General features: G+C 40.9%; 20 protein-coding genes. 7 read left to right on the top strand and 13 right to left on the bottom strand.

Annotated features, from left to right (window positions below; translation table 11 throughout):
- Position 1 precedes the first annotated feature (1 nt).
- Together KJS58_RS11520 and KJS58_RS11515 are read left to right on the top strand one after the other, a co-directional pair.
- A complete protein-coding gene (locus KJS58_RS11520) occupies positions 2 to 868 on the top strand; it encodes an ABC transporter ATP-binding protein (RefSeq protein WP_213532647.1) in 867 nt (288 codons plus the stop codon).
- Positions 861 to 1,463, top strand: coding sequence for an ABC-2 transporter permease (locus KJS58_RS11515; protein ID WP_213532646.1), 603 nt, complete (start codon positions 861 to 863; stop codon positions 1,461 to 1,463). Before KJS58_RS11520 ends, KJS58_RS11515 begins: the two co-directional genes overlap by 8 nt.
- A gap of 970 nt (positions 1,464 to 2,433) precedes the next feature.
- Here KJS58_RS11515 and KJS58_RS11510 read toward each other — a convergent pair.
- The 3 genes from KJS58_RS11510 to KJS58_RS11500 form a co-directional block, all read right to left on the bottom strand.
- A complete protein-coding gene (locus KJS58_RS11510; RefSeq protein WP_213532645.1) occupies positions 2,434 to 2,772 on the bottom strand; it encodes a L,D-transpeptidase in 339 nt (112 codons plus the stop codon).
- A 34-nt stretch (positions 2,773 to 2,806) separates the two neighbouring features.
- Positions 2,807 to 3,937, bottom strand: a complete 1,131-nt coding sequence (gene rsgA, locus KJS58_RS11505; protein ID WP_249717202.1) for a ribosome small subunit-dependent GTPase A — start codon at positions 3,935 to 3,937, stop codon at positions 2,807 to 2,809.
- A gap of 388 nt (positions 3,938 to 4,325) precedes the next feature.
- Positions 4,326 to 4,919, bottom strand: a complete 594-nt coding sequence (locus KJS58_RS11500; protein ID WP_213532644.1) for a DUF2087 domain-containing protein — start codon at positions 4,917 to 4,919, stop codon at positions 4,326 to 4,328.
- A 186-nt stretch (positions 4,920 to 5,105) separates the two neighbouring features.
- Here KJS58_RS11500 and KJS58_RS11495 point away from each other — a divergent pair, with 186 nt between their 5' ends.
- The 3 genes from KJS58_RS11495 to KJS58_RS11485 all read left to right on the top strand — a co-directional run bounded on the left by KJS58_RS11495 (position 5,106) and on the right by KJS58_RS11485 (position 7,221).
- Positions 5,106 to 6,107: a YpdA family putative bacillithiol disulfide reductase gene (locus KJS58_RS11495; RefSeq protein WP_213532643.1), complete on the top strand. Its 1,002-nt coding sequence runs from the start codon at positions 5,106 to 5,108 to the stop codon at positions 6,105 to 6,107.
- A 5-nt stretch (positions 6,108 to 6,112) separates the two neighbouring features.
- Positions 6,113 to 6,556 carry a DUF441 domain-containing protein gene (locus KJS58_RS11490; protein ID WP_213532731.1) on the top strand — a complete coding sequence of 148 codons (444 nt, stop codon included), beginning with the start codon at positions 6,113 to 6,115 and terminating at the stop codon, positions 6,554 to 6,556.
- A gap of 152 nt (positions 6,557 to 6,708) precedes the next feature.
- A complete protein-coding gene (locus tag KJS58_RS11485; RefSeq protein ID WP_213532642.1) occupies positions 6,709 to 7,221 on the top strand; it encodes an ADP-heptose synthase in 513 nt (170 codons plus the stop codon).
- A 69-nt stretch (positions 7,222 to 7,290) separates the two neighbouring features.
- Here KJS58_RS11485 and KJS58_RS11480 read toward each other — a convergent pair whose 3' ends face one another.
- Positions 7,291 to 7,734, bottom strand: coding sequence for an NUDIX domain-containing protein (locus KJS58_RS11480; RefSeq protein WP_213532641.1), 444 nt, complete (start codon positions 7,732 to 7,734; stop codon positions 7,291 to 7,293).
- A 54-nt stretch (positions 7,735 to 7,788) separates the two neighbouring features.
- Entirely contained in the window at positions 7,789 to 8,082 is a 294-nt protein-coding gene (locus KJS58_RS11475; protein WP_213532640.1) for a HesB/YadR/YfhF family protein, read from the bottom strand.
- Positions 8,083 to 8,620: 538 nt separating this feature from the next.
- Here KJS58_RS11475 and KJS58_RS11470 point away from each other — a divergent pair.
- Both KJS58_RS11470 and KJS58_RS11465 read left to right on the top strand, forming a co-directional pair.
- Positions 8,621 to 10,366, top strand: coding sequence for an ABC transporter ATP-binding protein (locus KJS58_RS11470; protein WP_213532639.1), 1,746 nt, complete (start codon positions 8,621 to 8,623; stop codon positions 10,364 to 10,366).
- Positions 10,367 to 10,381: 15 nt separating this feature from the next.
- A complete protein-coding gene (locus KJS58_RS11465; protein ID WP_213532638.1) occupies positions 10,382 to 12,463 on the top strand; it encodes an ABC transporter ATP-binding protein in 2,082 nt (693 codons plus the stop codon).
- A gap of 92 nt (positions 12,464 to 12,555) precedes the next feature.
- Here KJS58_RS11465 and KJS58_RS11460 read toward each other — a convergent pair whose 3' ends face one another.
- From KJS58_RS11460 to KJS58_RS11425, 8 genes are all read right to left on the bottom strand, one after another.
- Positions 12,556 to 13,080, bottom strand: a complete 525-nt coding sequence (locus KJS58_RS11460) for a hypothetical protein (RefSeq protein WP_249717200.1) — start codon at positions 13,078 to 13,080, stop codon at positions 12,556 to 12,558.
- Positions 13,081 to 13,138: 58 nt separating this feature from the next.
- Complete coding sequence (locus tag KJS58_RS11455; RefSeq protein ID WP_249717198.1) at positions 13,139 to 14,929, bottom strand: sensor histidine kinase; 1,791 nt, start codon at positions 14,927 to 14,929, stop codon at positions 13,139 to 13,141.
- Between the two features lie 20 nt (positions 14,930 to 14,949).
- Positions 14,950 to 16,116: a response regulator transcription factor gene (locus KJS58_RS11450; RefSeq protein ID WP_213532637.1), complete on the bottom strand. Its 1,167-nt coding sequence runs from the start codon at positions 16,114 to 16,116 to the stop codon at positions 14,950 to 14,952.
- Between the two features lie 130 nt (positions 16,117 to 16,246).
- Positions 16,247 to 17,911 carry an extracellular solute-binding protein gene (locus KJS58_RS11445; RefSeq protein WP_213532636.1) on the bottom strand — a complete coding sequence of 555 codons (1,665 nt, stop codon included), beginning with the start codon at positions 17,909 to 17,911 and terminating at the stop codon, positions 16,247 to 16,249.
- 70 nt (positions 17,912 to 17,981) lie between these two features.
- Positions 17,982 to 18,878: a carbohydrate ABC transporter permease gene (locus KJS58_RS11440; RefSeq protein WP_213532635.1), complete on the bottom strand. Its 897-nt coding sequence runs from the start codon at positions 18,876 to 18,878 to the stop codon at positions 17,982 to 17,984.
- A 46-nt stretch (positions 18,879 to 18,924) separates the two neighbouring features.
- Positions 18,925 to 19,881, bottom strand: coding sequence for an ABC transporter permease (locus KJS58_RS11435; RefSeq protein WP_213532634.1), 957 nt, complete (start codon positions 19,879 to 19,881; stop codon positions 18,925 to 18,927).
- Positions 19,882 to 20,068: 187 nt separating this feature from the next.
- Entirely contained in the window at positions 20,069 to 20,779 is a 711-nt protein-coding gene (locus KJS58_RS11430; protein ID WP_213532633.1) for a hypothetical protein, read from the bottom strand.
- A gap of 24 nt (positions 20,780 to 20,803) precedes the next feature.
- The gene (locus KJS58_RS11425) at positions 20,804 to 21,676 is read right to left on the bottom strand and encodes an ATP-binding cassette domain-containing protein (protein WP_213532632.1); all 873 of its coding nucleotides are present in this window, start codon (positions 21,674 to 21,676) and stop codon (positions 20,804 to 20,806) included.
- Between the last annotated feature and the right edge of the window lie 9 nt (positions 21,677 to 21,685).

Raw genomic sequence — 21,685 nt, 5'->3', positions numbered from 1 at the left:
TGTGGAAAATACCGTTGAATTAACAAATGTCTCGAAAAATTTTAAAGGTTTTTCCGTTAAAAATATGAATTTGCAGGTGAAACAAGGCTTTGTAACGGGCTTTATCGGCGCAAATGGTGCCGGTAAGTCGACAACGATCAAAATGATCATGAATTTATTAAAACCAGATGATGGGGAAGTTAAGATTTTTGGGTTAGACTACAAGGCACATGAGAAGGCCATCAAGGAGCGCATTGGATTTGTATACGATGGCAATGTGTTTTTTGAAGGGCTGAACTTAAAAGATATCAAGCGCATTGTTGGTCCTGCTTATAAAAACTGGGATGATACCTTGTTTTATCAATATGTAGAGCAATTCAATTTACCACTTAATAAAGCGATAAAGACTTTTTCCAAGGGGATGCAAATGAAGGCATCATTGGCGATTGCTCTGTCCCATCATGCAGAGCTAATCATAATGGACGAACCAACAGCAGGCTTAGACCCTATTTTCAGACGAGAACTGCTGGATCTTTTACAAGAAATAATGATAGATAGTAGTCGTACTCTTTTCTTTTCAACGCATATTACCACAGATTTAGATCGTATCGCAGATTATATTACGTTTATACATAACGGAGAATTGGTATTTAATAAATCCATTATTGATATTGCTGAAAATTATGCGCTTGTGAAAGGCGGCATGGATTTGTTAGATCGAGACACGGAAAAAGCCTTTGTCCATGTGCATTCTGCCCCAACTGGATTTGAGGCATTAACGGATAACATTAAAGCAGTGAAAAACATATTTGGGGATTCGGTTGTCATAGAAAGAGCATCTTTGGAAGACATCATGTATTACATGAAAGGAAGTAAAAGCTATGTTTAATTTAATTAGACGTGATGCCATCCTACAGAAAAGACAGTTATTCGTTTTTATGCCTTTTATCTTATTTTTTATCGTAATGAACTCAGATCCAGCGTTAATTTTTCTAGTTGCAAGTATCTTTATCCCCTTTAACGCATATGCCTACGATGAGAAAGCAGAGACGAATATTTTGCTAAATTCTTTGCCGTATACACGTAAGCAAATTATTGCATCCCGCTATCTAGGTGCGATTGTTTATATGAGCTTATCCATTGGAGTTACAAGTATAGCTTTATTTATCTTAGATAAGCCTTTTACGATTACTGATGTTGCAATTGGTAGTAGCTTATTCTTAGCTTTTGTGGCGCTAACATTCCCTTTATTTTATATATTCAGAGGCAGTATCACACCAGTTGTTCTCATTACATTTATTGTCTTAACAGGCGCGGCGCCGCCTTTTGTAAGGTTTTTAGCTGAACAATTACCAATGATTACCGACTTTATCGTCAGCTTATCTACCCCAGCTTTGTATATGGGAGTGGCAAGTGTGATCGTGCTCCTTTACGCGGTTTCATGGAGCATTACAACGGTCATTTACCAACGAAAAGCGTTCTAAATGCATAAGTAGATTTCCGTATTTGTACTTTAATTGTGTATGCATTCCGAGATCATAGCGACTTTTGGCTTTGGCTGGCCCCTTACTTCTTCGAATCTACTTACGTCCAGACAAAACAAGCGGAGCATGAGCACAGAAGGACCGTTTCCCAACACTACTATCAGTAACGCTAAGCACGGGTTATCTGTCCTTAGCTCCATTGCCATTTACCCACTATCTTCTTATTCACATAACAAATAAAAGGCAGCTATTTACTAGCCTGCCTCCCCTTTCTCCTATGACTCGCTGTTTACCCTAGGGAAACAGCGACGTCCTTTACCCCTCCCTCTCGTGGAGAGGAAGCTTTGCGCTGCTTCACTCTACAACGTTACTTCAGGGAATAAGATCATTCCGAGATCATAGCGACTTTTGGCTTTGGCTGGACCCTTACTTCTTCGAGTCTACTTACGTCCAGACAAAACAAGCGGAGCATGAGCACGGAAGGACCGTTTCCCCAAACACAACAGTAACACTGAGCACAAGTTATCTGTCCTTAACTCCATTGCCATTTACCCACTATCTTCTTATTCACATAACAAATAAAAGGCAGCTATTACTATAAAATGTACCCTATAAGATAGACACTTTGAAAAAAGTCATCTTATTAGGGTGCATTTTACTAGCCTGCCTCTCCTCTTTCTTCTATGACTCGCTGTTTACCCCAGAAAACAGCGATGTCCATTACCCCTCCCCTACCGTGAGGAGGAAGCTTTGCCCTGTTTCACCCTACCCTACAACGTGACTCCAGGGAATAAGATCATTCCGAGATCATTGCGACTTTTGGCTTTGGCTGGACCCTTACTTCTCCGAGTCTACCTACGTCCAGACAAAACAAGTGGAGCATGAGCACGGAAGGACCGTTTCCCCACGCACAACAGTAACACTGAGCACAGAATAACCACTTACGCGTTAGCAACTGATTAAGAAAACATCAAGGACGAATCGTAACTCTAGTGCCCACCGTTACCTTACTAGCAAGATCAAGCACATCTTCGTTATACATGCGGATGCATCCATGAGATACATTATGACCAATTGATGAGGGGTTATTGGTCCCATGAATACCATAATGTGCTTTCGATAAACCAAGCCAATATGCCCCAAATGGGCCGCCAGGATTCGCTTGTCTATTCACAATTGTAAAATCACCTACGGGCGTTTGTGTAACCATCGCTCCAATTGCTACTGGATACCCCTTCACAACAACATCATTATCTAGCAGATAAAGCATATGATCACTTTGGTCCACAATGATACGATAATTTGGCATGTGCAACTCCTCCTGCCCTATCGTATGCATCTCTTTATTTTGAGGCTCCTAAATCCTCTTCTACTTCAGTGCGCCACTCACCTCTTTTTTTACGCCGTGGAGCATTTTTTGTGAATTTACTATTCCTTTTAGCAGCTTCCGCTTCTTTCCGCTGTTGATAAGCAATCTCACGCTGCATTTTGTGATAATTCGTTAACCGACTTGCATCCACCGTTCCTGTTTCTATTGCTTCTCTTACAGCACAGCCTTTTTCTCTCCCATGCTGACAGTCATCGAAATAGCAATGTTTGGCCCATTGTTCTATATCATCAAATGTGCGTGCTATCCCGTCACCATCATCCCAGATCGACAATTCCCTCATACCAGGTGTATCGATGATAACTCCGCCATCCGGTAATAGGAATAATTCGCGATGCGTTGTCGTGTGTCTTCCTCTGCTGTCATCTTCACGCACCTCTTGTGTGATTTGTTCCTCCTGACCTGTAAGCCAATTAATAATCGTAGATTTACCAGAACCAGATGATCCGATAAGCGCTACCGTCTGTCCATGACAGGCATATTGATCAAGAAGATCTTTACCTATGCCAAGTTTTGCAGATACCGCAATCACGGGGACGCCGGGCGCAATTTCTTCTGTCTCTGCAAGCCTAAATGCTACAGCATCATTTAAATCACTTTTACTAAGCACAATAACGGGATTTGCCCCGCTGTTCCAGGCTAGAATTAGGTATCTTTCTAACCGTCTTACATTGTAGTCTTTATTTAGTGCACACACGATGAATAAGGTGTTCACATTCGTAGCAATAATTTGTTCTTTTGTCTCATTTCCAGCAGCCTGTCTAGCAATGATACTGCTTCGTTCCAAAACCGCATGCACCTTCACATCATCTTGTGCTCCATGAGAAGTAATCACAATAAAATCGCCGACACCGGGTTTCATTCCACCTGCCTCTTGCCTTTGTCTAAATTTACCGGTAAGAGATGCAAACCGGCTTCCTTCCGCTGTAATAACACCAAACTTCTGACCATAATCCGCAATGATACGTGCCGGTTCATAAGTTGCGGTAATTGCTTCTTCTTCCGCGCTCATCAATTCAATCGTTTTTATCCACTTCTTGTTCCACTCTTCTGCCCAGCCCCACTGTTCTAATCGGTTCTTATTCAAAGATAACCCTCCATTTTCACTTTTTTCGTTCTTACGTCATTTTCCACCTCCCCAAACAGACACAAAAAACCGCAGGAAATAACATCCTGCGGTTCTGCATTCTTTTCATTTCTATAATCCATGACAAAGAGAACATAAATAGCCGTTCCCCTCTATCATTGTAATATAGCAATAAAAAAAGCATCCACAGGATATTCCCCCTGCGGATGCTGAAGCAGTTTACAAATGAAGTATTACGTATACAACGTACTACTCTTTAGTAAACTGTGGTCCGTTTGGGAGACGATGTGTACAAGCAACTAACAAAATCATCATATGGTTACTCATAGGTATCGCCTCCTTCATCATTTTTCCACATATTACCTGAAATATGTTTTCGTGTCAAATTTTATTTTACTTGGTCCCACCGAGTCCACATTTCAACCGGATTCACTTCATAGACCCCATCTTCCCGGTACATAAACTGGTGCATAATAAATTCCCGACGCAAAGTCGCAAAATCTTCATGATATGTCTTAATGAATTCATTAATTTCTTTCTCTTCATATTTTTTTCCTTGATCAAGCTGCTCCACCATATGCTGAAGCACAATCAATTTTTTCTTATACTGGGCAGGAATCGATCTAAGCTTACCGTCTTTACTGAAAAAATTACGCATTACCGAATCCTTTAACTTCTGGCTCTGATCCATTTCTTCCATTTCAATCTCTCCTTTAAAAATAAAGTGTAAGGATGCTTCGGCATGCTGCTGAATGAAGTAAGGATATAAGCTGAAATATACTGTATTCTTATCTCGCCGTTCTTTAATAAGGCCTGCTCCTCTTAACTTCGCTGCGTGATGTGTAACGGTAGGCTGTGACAAGTTAAGTCGCTTCGCAAGCTGTTGCCCGTTCATTTCCCCATGAGATAAGAGCAGTAACATACGCATTCTTGTCGGGTCAGCCAGTGCCTTGTGGTAATTCACAATTTTATCGAGCTGCATTAAATATCCCTCCTTTGCTATTTAGAAAATTATCTAATTAGATGTTAGTATAATCCCAATTTATTGTCAATTCATATTCCTGACACCTGTTTACTGGCAATCAAATGATGAATACGATAGGATAATAATACCTATGTTTATCCATGAAGTATGGAGAGATAATGATTAAAGGAGGAAATTTGCTTTATGAAAAAAGATGTAATTATTATTGGAGGAGGCCCCTGCGGTCTTTCTGCTGCTATTGAATGTAAAAAGCTTGGCCTATCCGCACACATCATTGAAAAATACAATGTCGTTCAGTCAATCTACCTCTATCCAACAAATATGCAATTCTTCAGTACCGCAGAGTTACTTGAAATTGGGAATGTACCCTTCAGTTCGCCTAATGACAAACCCTATCGTTATGAAGCACTTGCCTATTACCGTAAAGTTGCTTCGCATTATGATTTAGAAATGTCTTTGTATGAAGAAGCTTATGCCATTGAACCTTCTGCTGAGGGAGGTTTTCTTGTTAAAACGAAGAATCGGAAAGATGAAACCGCAATCTATGAGGCACAACATGTGGTTGTTGCCACTGGATATTTTGATCATCCTAATTACCTCGGTATTCCGGGTGAAGAAATGGATAAAGTAACTCATTATTTCCGGGAAGCTCATCCTTATGCACGCACAAAAGTTACGATTATTGGGGGCAGCAATTCAGCCGTTGATGCCGCTCTTGAACTTGCCCGAGTCGATGCAGATATTGACATGGTCTACCGTGGAAACAGTATCTCCGAGCATATCAAACCATGGGTGCGTCCTATTTTTGAAGGGATGGTAGCTAAAGGGAAAATAAAACTGCATCTTTCTTCACGAGTCACCGAAATTCATGAAAATCACGTGGTGGTTACTCCAAATGAAGGCGTTCCTTTCGAGCTTGCCAATGATTTTGTACTCGCCATGACAGGCTTCCGTCCAGATCGCAAGTTACTCACCTCTATAGGGGTTACCATGTCTGAAGATATGGACAAGCCTCTCTTTAACCCGGAAACAATGGAGAGCAGTGTTCCTGGAATTTACATAGCGGGCGTTATTGCTTCGGGACGGAATGCCAATGAAGTATTTATCGAGTCTGGAAGATGGCATGGTAAGCTCATCGCGGAACATATTAAATCCAAAGCTGCCGATGCGGTTAAGGAAGGATGAAAACAATGGATGTCACTTCCCTTTTGCTGTTAGCCTTTGCAGCTCTCGGGATTATCAGCAGTAATACCCCCATTACAATTGCCGTGGTTGTTCTCCTGCTTATCCGGGTAACCGGTATGCAGCAAGCTTTTCCGTGGCTTGAGAAGTACGGTCTGACCATTGGTATTATCATACTTACGATTGGCGTCATGGCTCCTCTGGCCAGTGGGAAGATCAGCCTGGATACGCTAGGCTCTTCTTTTCTGAACTGGAAGTCACTTCTTGCCATTGCTATTGGTATGCTAGTAGCCTACCTTGGTGGACGCGGCGCCAGCCTGATGAGTGGACAACCTACCGTCGTGGCTGGACTGCTTATCGGAACCGTTCTTGGTGTCGCTCTGTTTAAAGGCGTCCCTGTTGGTCCGCTCATTGCTGCGGGGATCTTATCCTTACTGATTGGTAAATCCTAATTCTGCACTATTAGACCATCTCTTTTATCCAAAGAGATGGTCTTTTGTATGCTCCCCGTTGTTAAGCTATATAGCTAAAGTGATATATGGTATACTCATAACAATTGACAAAAACAAGAAAAATACATCGCAGCAGCAGGAGGATTACCCCAATGCCACGAACACTGGTTACGGAAGCCGTGATGATCGCAATATATGGTCAGTTACTGGCGCCATCAGCGCCTGTTGAATATCTGTTACCTTATACCACGGTGGTGGAATTATACGAATTACAAACGAGCCTCGATCCGCTTATGGAATCAAAACACGAGGATCAGCATGTAAAGAAAAAAATAAGTCAGATGCTTCAATACTTTGAAGAACCGCTCAATCAGAAAAAAATACGGAGAGCCCTTCAGATCCCTTGGGCGCTAAGCTCACCAATACTGCTCAGTGATCTGGTTTCAATACGTATCGTGAACGCACTCGATACCGCAGTGTTAGGTGAGTTATTTGATCCAATCGAGACAGAATTGCTTCTTACCTCTCAGCGTTTTAAGACCCCGCTTCTGACAGATCAAGTCGAATGGATTTCACGAATCCTTGAAGCAAAGGTTCCTGTTCAAATTTATGATATTGATGATTTTGAATATGCTGTCGAAAATAACGACTTTACGGAATCATGACTTTTTTTATTGGTATACAGCATAAAAACAGCCTCCCCTGCTGATACAGGAGAGGCTATTTTTGTGTACTTATAGTCGAGAAAGCATCATACTTGTAACTGGACAAAGCTCTGGAGTTTCCTCTTTTGCAAAAAAGCGCAAGGGTCCTTCTTCTTTGACTGCCCCGTAATCTAGTTCCGAAGAGAGCAGGCCTTGAGCAGAATAGACTGCAATCAGATCATACTCTTCGTCTCCAGTAGCAAACGTTCGCTTCAGTTCAGGACCAGACAGCAGTGATTCGAGCTTCATACCCTCCGCTCTAAGTCCTGTTTCTTCCCATAACTCACGTAGCGCAGTCTCTTCTAATATCTCGCCAGGCTTCATGTTGCCAAGAGGTATGCACCATAATCCATCGTCAGCACGCTGTTGAAGCAAAATTTTACCCTGTTTGTTCAAAACGACCACTGCAGCTTTTACTGCAATTAAGGATCTTTTCATTACAAATTGCCCAAGATCTCCTTTTTTGGAATTCACGAGGACCTCCCTCCTTGTCTATAAGCTACAAGCAATTAAGTGACTTCAACTTGTTTATTCTGTTTCGTATCTGTACAAGATATCATCTTCTGCTTCCACATAGGTTACATCCAAACGGTGACCCTTCAAATACCAGTAGTCTTGCTCTTCCATAAAGAAAGTGATGCCTGAAACCTCTGTGCGTTCAATCGGTTCTTCTGGTTGTTCTACAGCTATGCCGAGTGAGAAGCCCGGATGAAGACCTCCGCCAGAGCTGTACCGAGCAAAAAATCGAATGGCTTCGCCATCTGATATTCCAAGCTCTTTCTTGTACCATTCTGCCGCTGCTTCCGTTACGTGTATGCTCATCGTTATGTCAACTCCTCATCGTTTGTTTTTATATTATCATATTGATTCCCTTCAAGTCATACTTAAGCCGCATGAATGAAGTATAAAATAGAGAACAATTTTTGAAACACCCAACATATGTAATTTATTTGAAATTGTTTGACATATAATTTGTCAGGTGGTAATATTTTTTTCAGACGATTCCTTAGCTAGAATTAATTACCAATTTGAGAAAGGGTGATTCCGATGTTTAGAATTATGGATGATTTATTTACAACCAGACAACTGAATACGGAGCAGCCCATCAATACGATTGGAATTGATTCTGATCAGTGATAAATGTATCTAATGACTTTACACCTGTTTTTCACATCCAATCATTAGCGACTTCTGCTCACGCATGTGACATTTGCTGCGTATGAACCTGAATATAGGAAGGCATACCGTTTAGCGAACGGTATGCCTTTTTTGTGGTTTGTAAGATTGCGCTAGGACCCTGAATCGTATCACAAAACAGCTGAACGAAATTGAAATTCATTTTAGAAAGGATGGGATTCCCTTGTTCGCAGTACTGAAAAATTTAAGCTGGTATTTTAAACAGGAGCAAAAGCGATATATCGTTGGTTTGATGCTGCTAATTCTAGTTGGCATCGCTGAACTGCTTCCACCAAGGCTGATCGGGCATGCTATCGATGAGATTGTCACCGGTTCCATCACCTGGCCCGCACTCACCCGGTATATTTTACTTATTCTTGGTATTATTCTGGCCATCTACTTTATTACATATGTTTGGATGCACAAGCTATTTGGAGGAGCAAACCTCGTTGAAAAATTACTTAGATCAAGGTTCATGGGCCACTTGCTTCGCATGACCCCGCCATTTTTTGAACGAAATCGCACAGGCGATCTGATGGCAAGAGCTACTAACGATTTACGCTCTGTTGCTCAAACCGCAGGATTTGGAATGCTCACCTTAACAGACTCAACGGCATACTTGACGACAGTACTGTTCGCAATGGGATTCCTGATCAGCTGGAAACTCACGCTCGCAGCTACCCTGCCGCTTCCTTTTATAGCCATAGCCATGATGATCTATGGAAAAAAAGTGCATGAGCGCTACTCTCTTGCTCAAGATGCTTTTGGAAATATGAATGACCAAGTCCTTGAATCTGTAGCAGGTGTACGTGTTATTCGGGCCTATGTACAAGAACGACATGATGAAGAACGATTTAATGAGATTACGGATGATGTATATCAGAAAAATTTAGCTGTTGCTAAAATGGATGCTTTATTTGAACCTACCATACGACTATTCGTTGGACTCAGTTATATTATCGGTCTTGGCTTCGGAATCTACCTTGTTTTTCGAAACGAAATTACACTTGGAGAACTTGTGTCTTTTAACATGTATCTTGGAATGATGATCTGGCCGATGTTTGCCATCGGGGAGCTGATCAATGTCATGCAGCGAGGTAATGCCTCCCTTGACCGTGTTAACGAAACATTGCATGTGGCCCCCGATGTGCAAGATCCTAATAATCCGGTACATGTAAATACACCTGAACGTATTCAAATGAAAGGCCTGAACTTCCGTTATCCAACCTCTACTGTCCCCAATCTGACCAACATTAACCTTGATATTCATCAAGGCCAGACGCTTGGTGTGGTTGGAAGAACAGGAAGCGGGAAATCCACTTTACTGAAACAACTTCTTCATGAGTATCCTTCTGGTTCTGGAGATCTTCTAATTAACGATACCAAGATGAATGACATTTCTAAAGACCAACTTCACAGCTGGATCGGATATGTCCCTCAAGAACAGATTTTGTTCTCGAAAACAGTGCGAGAAAACATCCAGTTTGGTAAACCTAACGCTAATGAAGAAATGATCATGGAGGCGATTCGCACCGCGGCGTTTGACGGAGATTTGGGTACGCTCTCCGATGGTCTAGAAACGCTCGTTGGTGAAAAAGGAATTGCTTTATCAGGAGGCCAAAAACAGCGGGTATCTCTCGCAAGGGCATTCATCTCAGATCCCGACATTCTTATTCTCGATGATGCCTTATCAGCGGTGGATGCACGTACAGAAGCAAAAATCATAACCAATATTCGAAAACAGAGATCCGGCAAAACGACGCTTATCTCTACCCATCGTTTATCTGCCGTAGAACATGCGGACCATATCATTGTTCTTGAACAAGGGAAAATCGTAGAACAAGGTACGCACGAACAACTCCTAAACCAAGAGGGTTGGTATAAAGAACAATACGTACGTCAACAAGTCGAATCCAATCTCACTCTTTAAGGAGGTGTCTTCCATATGAATTATACAAAAAACGTAACTAAGAGACTATTTGCCTATGCACTAAAATCGAAAGGTACCTTCATTGCTGCACTTATTATGTTATCGATCGGGGTTGCAGCAGATCTCACTGCTCCGTTTATTGCAAAAAATATGATTGATAATCACGTTCTCTCTATCGAACAACCTTACTTTGAGTCAGAGCCAGGTCAAGATGCTGTTCCCTATCACGGAAAGCATTATAAACGTAATGATCGATTTCATGAAGGAGAAACACAAGGTGAAGAAATTCGTATCTTGCAAAGTGGACGCTCTTTTTATCTCGTAAATGAACCCGTCACCATAGAAAGCGGGAATTCTTCTTATGATAATGGAGTCCTCACCGTAACACGTGGAGAACAGAGCGCGTCTTATCAAGCAACTCCTTTATCTGTAGATGAGCTGTTCGCTTTCTACAAGCCAGAGCTTCCAGGAATTTATAAGCTAGTCGGACTCTATTTTATGTTTCTAGTGATCGCAATCATTATGGATTTTGGAAAAACGTACTGGCTGCAATCTTCAGCAAATAAAGTCATTCAGAGGCTCCGTACGGATGTATACGCTCATATTCAAAGACTTCCTGTTCATTATTTTGATAATTTACCAGCAGGGAAGGTCGTTTCTCGAATTACGAATGATACAGAAGCAGTAAAAGATTTGTTTGTCGCTGTGCTTTCTAATTTTTTCTCCGGAATCATCACCATGATCGGGGTTTATATTGCTCTCTTCATTTTAGATGTAAAGCTAGGACTCATTTCCTTGTTTGTTGTCCCTCTACTCGTGCTGTGGATGGTCCTATATCGCAAAATTGCAACCAAATACAATACAATTATTCGTTCGAGGCTTAGTGAAATTAATGCCATGATTAATGAATCTATTCAAGGGATGTCCATTATTCGTATATTCCGGCGTCAGAAGAAAACATATGAGGAGTTCGAAGCGTTAAACGAAGATTACATGAATCATCAGAACAAAATGCTTAATCTAAACGCATTCACCACTCATAACCTGGTAAACGTACTTCGTAACCTCGCATTCGCCATTGTTCTTCTCTACTTTGGTGCAGGTTCAATAGACGGATCAAGCCTCATCTCTCTTGGTGTACTTTACGCATTCGTTGACGTACTAAGCCGTTTATTTCAGCCGGTTACAGGAATGGTTAATCAGCTGGCTAACCTGGATTCTTCGATGGTGTCTGCGGGTCGTGTCTTTGAACTCATGGATGAGACCGGCGAACAAGTAACGGACGGATCTATGCCAAGATATCGTGGTAATGTGGAATTTAAAGACGTTTCTTTCGCTTATAACAGAGATTATGTGCTCAAAAACATATCATTTGAAGCGAAGCAAGGTGAAACGGTTGCGCTAGTTGGTCATACCGGATCAGGAAAAAGTTCAATTATTAATCTTTTATTTCGTTTTTATGATCCGCAAAAAGGCACGATTACGATTGACGGTCAGGATGTCAAAGATATTCCTAAACAATGGATTAGAGAACATATGGGAATCGTACTACAAGATCCTTATCTTTTTACGGGTACCATTGCTTCTAATGTCAGCTTAAATGATAATAAAATTTCTCGAGATACTATTGAGAAAGCCCTTCGGGATGTGGGTGCTGAACAGTTACTCTCTCATCTTCCGCAAGGTTTTGACGAACCCGTCGTAGAGAAAGGAAGTACCTTATCCGCTGGGCAGCGTCAACTGATTTCTTTTGCAAGAGCACTGGCTTATGATCCTGCCATCCTGATCCTGGATGAAGCGACGGCAAATATCGATACAGAAACAGAAGCTATCATCCAAAGTGCGCTGGAAGTTTTGAAAAAGGGGAGAACGACTTTTATCATAGCCCATCGTCTCTCTACGATTCGCAGTAGCGATCAGATATTAGTTCTTCACCAAGGGCAGATTGCGGAGCGAGGAAATCATGATGAGCTAATGGCTCTTGGCGGACGATACTATCAGATGTATCAGCTGCAACAAGGGAATCTACTGGCTAATTCCACTGTTACAGATCAAGTGAATCATCCAGCTCTAGCGCAGACATCTTCCCCGCATTAAACCATAACCATGCACGAACTCATATAAAAAACCCTCTTGCAAAATCGGTTTGCTTCCTGAGCAATCACAATTTTGCAAGAGGGTTTTTGCTATTATTTTGAATTTCCATCTCCATCAGCCAAATCGTCGTCTTCCCATTCCTCATCGGTTAACTCTTGATCCGTCTCCTCTTCGAGTTCAAGCTGATTAATCAGAACTTGGGTGTAATGCAGTAGTTTATACTCCAGCTTCTGCGCTTGGTCTTTGAATTCAATAAGCTCATCAATCATCTGAGAGCGACCTTCGGGAGTGAAGGTTTCTAATATTCGTTCCTTAAAATAATCATGCACGATATAATTTCGTTTTTTCCATATATTATTTAAAAGGATACTTTCCTCTTCTGAGAAATCAAAATTATGCTGTATTTCATGAACCAGTTGACCTAATGAACTTCCTAATTTCTTATAATATAAGTTCGTAAGTTCCTCTTCCGGGCTAATCTTTCCTTGCGTCAGCTTCATTAGCACCAGCAAATTGACGAGTTGTTGTTCTAGGGCTTGTGAGTAGTATACCGCCAAACCGTAATAAGAGAACAATTCCTTCGAATGTTCACTATCCAGCAGCCGATGCTCATGCATAAGATGTCTCTCCTTTATACTTTCTTATGCCTATGTTACTAGGAATGTTGTGGTAAAATCAACCAAAATCTGATTTCTTTGGTGAGATCCCGCTCTTTTTCTGCACCGGAGTGATGATGGTGATATTTGTTCCCATACCCAGCTGACTATAAATAGTTACCCCGTACTCTTCACCAAAAGACAACTGAATCCGTTCATGAACATTACATATTCCATACCCTTTTTGTTTAATTCTATCTTTTTCAAGCAAAGATTGTGCATGCGGAGGCTTCATACCAACTCCATCATCAATGATCTGAAATACGATCTTGTCCTCGAGCTGTTCACCCGTGACCCGGATATAAATTCGATCTCCACACCAAGCATGCTCTAGTGCATTCTCAATAAAAGGCTGTAAAATCAGCTTGATTGTCTCATACCGCAATATATCAGGATCAATATCAAAATCCACCTCCATACGATCACCGTATTTTACCTTCTGAATATCCAGATAAGCCTGTACCTGTTCCAGTTCTTTATAAATTGAAATAATGGTCTGACCGTCATTTAAGGTTAAACGATAAAATTTAGCTAAATTCATAATCATTTCATGCTGCTGCTCAACTCTTCCGAACTTCGCTAGCCGGCTGATCGAAGAGAGCGTGTTATATAAAAAATGGGGATTGATCTGAGCTTGAAGCGACTCGAGTTCAGCCTGCTTCTTTTTCAGATTCGTTTCATATACTTCTTCAATTAAATGCTCCGTTTGCTCCCCCATTTTATTAAGCGCATCTGCAATTAATGTGAATTCATCTGTTCCTTTATAATGAATCCGTTTATGGTAATCCCCCTGCTGAAACATAACAAGTACGGAGATCAGCTTACTAAATCTTTTCGAGATATATCTAGAGAAATAGCTGGCTACCGCACTAATCAATACTATAAACAAGATGCAGATGAAGAGTGTAATCTGTGTAACTCTCTGTACCCCTTTTTCCAAAATCCCTTGAGGTACATAGGCAGTAATTGTCCAGTCAAGCTCGGGTATCTCCTCATGGATAATCAATTCACTTGAAGCACTCTCATTACGCTTGACAGGATGATCTTCTGCATTCAGATCACTGGAAGCGTACATTTTTTGGCCATTCTGATCGACAACTTCAATCATACTTCCCGGACCGATTTTATTATAATCCATACTTTCAAACAATTCAGATAGATAGATACTGCCGCGAATAAAACCAATTTCTTTCAAATCAAGAGGATCTAGTGTATTCACCAACCGCCGAAGTAAAGAGATTCGTTCAAACTGTTCGTCATCATCCACCTGAGACCATTTCATTGTCTTTCCATACTTTTCAGGCGGGAAACTTCGATACCAATCCTCAAATTGAATCCGATTAATATGATATACATCAAAATATTTACCTTTCACCTTTAGTAAATCTACGGGTCCTGCATCATAATATACTTCGGGTAAGTTCGGATCCCGCAGATAAATAGACAACCATAATTTTTGATTCGTTGATTCAACCGCTTGCCTAAATTTCGGAAGAAGAGTCGTTGATGTTGTCTCGTAACTGATCCAGCCTTCTTCTGAACTCCTAAGACTCAGTGCAAGCGCCTCATCGTAGTAAAGCATATCTGATATTCTTTCGGTATCCCTTAATTTATAGCTGACATTATCCCTCATCTGAGCAAGTGTTCCCTGTAGATTGGTAATGGTTTGTGTCCGCATGGAATCGACCAGAATGGAGTTAGCGGTATATCCCAAGATCACGACCGGGAGGATAATGAAGACGAGATAAGAAATAAATAATTTCCAGCCAAAAGGTAAAAATTTCGCACTCTGATTCATCCGTTTATACATGGAGCCAGCCTCATTCTTTCTTATGCTTTTCTACGATATTCAATAGGAGTCATACCATATTTTTCTTTGAATTGTCTGCTGAAATACGGCATATATCGGTATCCGACGCGATCAGCTACCTCATACACTTTAATTTTTGGATCTTGCAATAAGTCCCGGGCTTTCTCCATACGCAGGGCAATAATATACTCATTATAACTTTTCCCCGTCTCTTCCTTGAAGATCGCTCCTAAGTAATTAGGAGAAAAGCATAGCTCGTCAGCGACCTCGCGGAGAGTCACATTCAGATGTAAATGTTCTTCTATATAATGGATAACCCGCCCGATCACCTTGGCATGTTTCTTTTGCTTGAACCTCGGGTGATTCTCCATGTCGAATAGATTCAATAAATGATCTGTCAACCAAGAGATAAGTTCACTTTTGGTTTGATGGTTTTTGATCTTCTCTACTTCAAGTTCGCTAAGAGGAATAAAACCTATGGGGTAATTCAATTGAGTACTGACATAATGATCGATACGTATAAGTAAATACAGCACGATAAAATGTAGTTGAGATTTGATGTTTTCGCCACGAGCTACTCCAAGCATCTCTTTAAGTTCTTCCTGTACCATAACTCGGTCACAAGCAAGCAGACAGGAGACCAAGCAATCCAGTGGTTTATCAAAAATAAGCGCTTTCGCATCCGATGTAATACGGTATATGTCTGCATATTGTTCATTTTTATGAGCTACGCGTGTTCCAATTAGGTGATACTCGATCGATTTGATCGCTGCCTGACTAAATACCAAGTCCATTTCTTCACGCAGAAGTTTTTCATTCAATTCATTCGTTATTTTTTGAAGAACGGCAATCAATTCGTGATCATCCATAGGCTTCAGCACATAACTATAGGCTTGTAAGGACAAGGCTTCCTTAACATAAGCGAAGTCTTGGTATCCGCTTACAAATATTAATTTTAAATCTGGTCGCAATTGAAGAGCTTTACGAGCCAGCTCCATTCCAGTCATCCCAGGCATATGTACATCCGTAACTAAAATATCGACATGTTTTGTTTCCATCACTTGCAAGGCTTCGAATCCATTATTCACGGCTCCACTAACTTCAAGCCCCAATTCTGCCCAAGGGATAAATTGACACATCCCTTCCAAATCTAAAATCTCGTCGTCTGCAATGAGTACCTGATACATAGTGTCATTCCCCCCTGTAGAGAATTCACAACGAATAAATGATAAACGCATTGCACCGTTCTAAAAAAGAGCGGTGCGCGTTTACCATTATTATACTTCACTAAATGAAATGAGCGAGTATTAAATTGAATTATTTCCCAGCAATTTTAGCGATATTTTCTTGCCATTTTTTTGTTTTAAAAGCAAGTAACTTATCATATCCGATACCTACTGCTTTTTCATGGGCTTTATCTAGGATAGATAATACTTCCTCATCACTTTTTGCATAAAGCGCTTTGGCTCTTGCTTCTGTGAAAATTTCATTCAATTGCTGCTGAATAATTCCTTCTTCGGACTCAGGCATCGCCGTAAGGTTGATATATTCTGTCGCATCGAACTGTGTTTTCCAAGTAACTTCGGATTGATATTTTGTCTCCCAGTTTTGCTGATCTGCTGGAAGGGATTGTTCAAACTTCATTTTTGCATTATCAACAAAAACGGTATTCCCATTCCACTGAAGGTTAACTGTAGCATCCATCATTTTGTTACGTCCTTCAATATCTGTTACATAAGCATCCGTAAATTTCGGAGCCCCATCTTCATCTGTTCCATCCCAGTATTTCCCTTCCGGTCCCCACATAATGACACGTTGACCTTCAGGAGATGTGTACCAGTCAAGGAAAGCAAAGATTTTTTCTGGATCTTTAGCACTTTTCGTAATGACACTTACGTTCCAACCAAGACTGTTATACGTACCCGCCCAGATTTTGTTTTTGTCGAGTCCTTCTTTGTGCACAGGCCAAATCATGAAGTAACCATCATTTGGATCTTTCTTCTTCAGCTCAATATCACCCACAGCACCATACTCTGTCGGACTTGCACCTGCCGCTACCGCAACGCGCCCTGTATATACTTTTTCCTTGATTTGGTCTTTTGTTTGAGTAAGTGCATCTTGTGCCATTAATTTTTCACGGAACAATTTGCTTGCATATTGCGTTGATTCTCTAAATACAGGATCAAGGAAAATAGAAGTCAGCTGATTATCTTTTGGTACTCCTCTTTCCTTCACAAATACAGGAGGATGATCTTCGCCAAAGGAACCGTAAAGAACATCTAGCCCTTGGCCGTCTACCGCAAGATCCGGTTCAAATGGAACAACATTCGGATATTTTGCTTTAACTTGTACAAGGTAGTTATACAAGTCTTCTGTTGTTTCAAGTGCTGGCTCACCAAGCTCCGTGTACATCTTCTTGTTAACTAAGTATCCCGCATTACCATTTGGCTGCGAAGTATACCAATTCGGGAATTGATATAATTTGCCGTCACTAGAACGAAGCATATTTAACGTTTCTTCACCAGCCCACTTTTTCAGGTTGGGATATTTATCAAGATAATCATCAAATGGGACAAGCGCTCCCGCTTCACGCAGACGCTCCACATCCGCATTACGGTCCATCCAGATCACATCAGGGAGTTCAGAAGCAGCAATCATCGTGTTTAGCTTTTGAGCCGCATTTCCCCCGGAATTAATTGCAGATACATTCACTTTTTTATTGTCTTTGATCCATTTACTTGCTTCGTCGCCGCCCCACTGCGGCATGGTGTACCAATCATAATGACCGTAGAAAGTAAAATTCAGATCTTCTTTCCCCAGCTCAAAAGAAGTTGCTTCTACGTTTTCTTTTGGCGGAGTAGGTTCTGCTTCCGGTGTAGCAGCTGTTCCCCCATTACCACTCGAACAACCTGCAATCCCGATGGCTGATGCAAGCAGTGCAACTAGCAAGGTACTAGTTCCCTTGTTTCTTTTTTTCCACATCTTTGTAAACCCTCCCCTTAATATGTCTGGTACAACCATCTATGGTCCAAAGTCAAATGACTTTAAACACCTATTCTTTTAGCGATCCAACCAGTACACCCTTCACAAAATACTTTTGTACAAAAGGATAGACGGCAATGATCGGTAGTGTAGCAACCATCATCGTTGCCATAGAAAGCGACTTTGTGGTCACGTTTCGCATACGAGACATACGGGCTTGTGCAGCAGAGTCAAGCTGCGACATCTGTTCACTCATGATGTTGGAATTCAGTATCTGTTGAAGCATGGATTGAATAGGCAATAACTTCTCATTGTTAATATAAATACTCGGTAAGAACCATTCATTCCAGTGGAAGATTGCCGTGAATAATGACAACGTCGCGATGACCGGACCTGAAAGTGGAAGGACGATGCGGAAAAAAGTTCTGAAATGACCGCATCCATCAATTTGCGCTGACTCAAGCAACCCATCCGGTAATCCACGAAAGAAGGTTCTGAAAATAATCATATTCCATACACTGATCAACGTCGGGATAATGAACACCCAGAAAGAATCCATCAGTCCAAGACTGCGTGTTACTAAAAATGAAGGAATCAAACCACCGCTGAAGTACATCGTTACGATAAAGAAGACCATATAATATTTCCTGCCGATTAGGTCCTGTTTGGACATCGCAAACGCAAGCATCGCTGTAAATAGAACGGAAAATAAAGTGCCGATTAGTGTTCTCATGATCGATATGTAAAATCCATTTAATATCCGGCTGTCTTGGAATACAATGCTGTAGTTCTCGAGTGTCCACTCCCGGGGCCAAAAGGTTATACCTCCGAGAGCCGTATCCATCCCTTCATTAAAAGAAACCACCAGCGCATTCCAGAAAGGATAGAATGTAGAGAACCCTAGTAAAATAAGAAGAGTGTAGATGATAAACATCATCAATCGATCATTCAAACTTCGGTGTTTCATCTAGATGCCCCCCCTTGTGACATATCTCCTTGTTGCGCGATTAATCCTACCATAAGCTGTTCCCCGATCTGCGTGCGATATAGTTAGCTACCGTAAGGAGAGTTACACTGATCACCGCTTTAAAAAGTCCAGCAGCTGTAGCGTAAGAAAAACGCTGATTCTCTATACCAATTCGGTAAACATAGGTGTCAATAACATCGGAAACATCTCGGAGAACCGGGTTTGATCCAAGCAGCAAGATGTCTTCGAAACCTGCATTTAATAAGTTACCAATCGCAAGGATAAAGAAGATAATAATCACGGGCATAATGGAAGGTATCGTAATAAACGAAATTTGTTTTAGTCGGCTTGCACCGTCCATCTCCGCCGCTTCATATAGACTTGGGTTAATTCCTGCGATCGCCGCTAAGTATACAATCGAGTTAAATCCAATTTCTTTCCATACATTGGTACTTACAAGAATTGTCCAGAAATAATCAGCTGTCCCAAGAAATCCGATAGGTTCATCAATTACATGCAGGGACTGCAACAAAATATTTAAGCTACCATTATCCGTTGAGAGAATCGACATTGCGAATCCTGCAACAATAACCCAAGACAGAAAATGCGGTAAATAACTTATCGTCTGAATTACTCGTTTAAACGCCATCTGTTTAACTTCATTCAACATCAGCGCTAGGATAATGGGGGCAGGAAAACCAATGATTAACTTTAACGCACTTATGACGAGCGTATTTCTCATAATGGTCCAGAATTCAGGTGCATTAAAGAACATTTCAAAATGTTTAAATCCTACCCAAGGGCTAGCCCAAAACCCATCAAAAATACTGTAATCCTGAAAGGCCATCAGCACACCATACATCGGAATATAGCTAAATATGAATACAATAATCAACGCCGGGATCACCATAAGCTGGAGTTCCCATTGTTTCCATAACCGAACCGCTAGACCTCTTGGTTTTTTGCGCTCCGCCACTCTAATGTCCGTAGAGATCTGTGACATTGTTCCCCCTCCTCTTGCTTTTATTGTAAAACCTTCTTGGAGAGGAAACTATATATGTAATTAACGATATTTGATAAAAATCAATGATAATGTAAGTAATCGTAACACAAAATAACGTTTTTTTATTAAAAAATAATAATTTCGTAAAGACAGCGTTTACATATGTGAACAAAAAAAGATGTAAGCGTTATAACATGACATCTCTTTTTTTGGAAGATAGATAAACATAACATGAACCTAAGATAAAAGCGTATACAATTGAATAAATCACCAAACCTAACATAGGCCAAATCGATTCAGGTGTGAGCATTTGTTGAATAAGTGGTAATACCGGAGGTAAAACCCAGCTGATAAATTGGACGGAATCAGGCAGGATTGCTATCAATTGTGTATGCAATATGCCTGTAATGGACCATAAAATAAGGAGATTTAATCCATAATTCAATTGAGGAATCATACTTCGCTGGGTTAGCAGTGCTAAAGACGATCCTAAAATCCCGAGCGTGAAATGCCCGCTAATCGCTGTAACCCATTCATTCACATTTGGATAGCCTTGAAACATCATCGTAATAACCGGATAAAGGATTGCGATCGCTGCTAAAATGAAGGTCACTGCGATAGCAGATAACCATTCGGATAAATAGTATTTCCACCTATGTGGAGAATGGGTAAGTGTAACGGCCCGCTGATCCGGGCTTTCTGCATGATATAAACTTCTTCCTACCCAGCAAGATATGAAAAATAGAAATATTGCCGTTATACTGTAACTATCAGTAATCGGATTTGGCTTATAGGAATACAATAACATCGTAATGAAGACGTATAGAATACAAGGTACAAAATAAGCATTTGATCTCAGATAGGTACGTAGAAGATACGTTATATTAGATAAGATCAACTTTATCCCTCCTTTCAAAACCGTTTATTTTTCTTCTCTGATCACGGATTGTATCGATCCGCCTTTTGCTAGGATATGTGCTAGTATAATATCGCTATGGCTAGAGTGCATGATAATCGTTATTTCGGGTTCAGCTTCTTTTTTTGACTGTGTACTAAGTTCAATGATGCCTTCAGCGGTAGAAAGGACTTTTGCTTCTGCTTCGGAAAGATTGGTAACTCGAACTAGGGTGGTATCTATGGTCACTATTTCTTCTGGTTGCAGCAATCGTATCAACTTTCCTCTTTGCATTTCTACTACGCGATCTGCAAGTTCGCTTACAATTAAATGTTCATGACTCGCACATACTAGGGTCATCTTTGTTTTCTTGTACTCTGATAGTAATTGAATCAGATTCCGCTGAGAGTTCCGATCTAAGCCAGACAAAGGCTCATCGAGCAGCAAAAGTTCTGGATCCCCTAACAAGCTTTGCATGATATTTACCTTCTGTCTCATCCCCTTTGAATAAGAGGCAATCTGCTCATTTTTATCCTCCATAAGTCCAAATAATTCAAACCACATGCCCGTGTGATACAGAATTTCCTTCTTACTGAGACCTTGTATTAAGCCCATGGCAAGTAAATAATCTTCTGCTGTAAAATTAGTTACGGGTAAACGATCAATCGCATATCCTGTTCTTCTTAGTAATGTCTTTTTAGTGCCTCCGGTTATTTTCCTTAGCACTTTTCCTTCCGTTGGGTAGATTAACTCCGCAAGTAATCGAAGGAGGGTCGTTTTGCCTGACCCATTATCACCGATCAGCACAAGACACTCTCCCTGATTAATTTGCAGAGAAACATCCGAGATCACCACTTTCTCTCCATACCTCTTTGATACTCGATCTAATTCAATGAACATGAACTCTCC

Source organism: Paenibacillus sp. J45TS6, from assembly GCF_018403285.1.
In the GTDB taxonomy this organism is placed as follows: domain Bacteria; phylum Bacillota; class Bacilli; order Paenibacillales; family Paenibacillaceae; genus Paenibacillus.
This window is presented reverse-complemented; position numbering and strand designations above follow the sequence as displayed.

What these genes read in the sequence shown, in the direction of transcription:
- KJS58_RS11450 (WP_213532637.1), bottom strand. Translation starts at nt 16,116, where the DNA reads ATGTATCAGGTACTCATTGCAGACGACGAGATTTTAGATTTGGAAGGG.
- KJS58_RS11475 (WP_213532640.1), bottom strand. Translation starts at nt 8,082, where the DNA reads ATGAGCATACACGTAACGGAAGCAGCGGCAGAATGGTACAAGAAAGAG.
- KJS58_RS11445 (WP_213532636.1), bottom strand. Translation starts at nt 17,911, where the DNA reads ATGTGGAAAAAAAGAAACAAGGGAACTAGTACCTTGCTAGTTGCACTG.
- KJS58_RS11425 (WP_213532632.1), bottom strand. Translation starts at nt 21,676, where the DNA reads ATGTTCATTGAATTAGATCGAGTATCAAAGAGGTATGGAGAGAAAGTG.
- KJS58_RS11440 (WP_213532635.1), bottom strand. Translation starts at nt 18,878, where the DNA reads ATGAAACACCGAAGTTTGAATGATCGATTGATGATGTTTATCATCTAC.
- KJS58_RS11455 (WP_249717198.1), bottom strand. Translation starts at nt 14,929, where the DNA reads ATGTATAAACGGATGAATCAGAGTGCGAAATTTTTACCTTTTGGCTGG.
- KJS58_RS11500 (WP_213532644.1), bottom strand. Translation starts at nt 4,919, where the DNA reads ATGCAGCTCGATAAAATTGTGAATTACCACAAGGCACTGGCTGACCCG.
- KJS58_RS11485 (WP_213532642.1), top strand. Translation starts at nt 6,709, where the DNA reads ATGCCACGAACACTGGTTACGGAAGCCGTGATGATCGCAATATATGGT.
- KJS58_RS11510 (WP_213532645.1), bottom strand. Translation starts at nt 2,772, where the DNA reads ATGCCAAATTATCGTATCATTGTGGACCAAAGTGATCATATGCTTTAT.
- KJS58_RS11490 (WP_213532731.1), top strand. Translation starts at nt 6,113, where the DNA reads ATGGATGTCACTTCCCTTTTGCTGTTAGCCTTTGCAGCTCTCGGGATT.
- KJS58_RS11495 (WP_213532643.1), top strand. Translation starts at nt 5,106, where the DNA reads ATGAAAAAAGATGTAATTATTATTGGAGGAGGCCCCTGCGGTCTTTCT.
- KJS58_RS11460 (WP_249717200.1), bottom strand. Translation starts at nt 13,080, where the DNA reads ATGCATGAGCATCGGCTGCTGGATAGTGAACATTCGAAGGAATTGTTC.
- KJS58_RS11435 (WP_213532634.1), bottom strand. Translation starts at nt 19,881, where the DNA reads ATGTCACAGATCTCTACGGACATTAGAGTGGCGGAGCGCAAAAAACCA.
- KJS58_RS11465 (WP_213532638.1), top strand. Translation starts at nt 10,382, where the DNA reads ATGAATTATACAAAAAACGTAACTAAGAGACTATTTGCCTATGCACTA.
- KJS58_RS11515 (WP_213532646.1), top strand. Translation starts at nt 861, where the DNA reads ATGTTTAATTTAATTAGACGTGATGCCATCCTACAGAAAAGACAGTTA.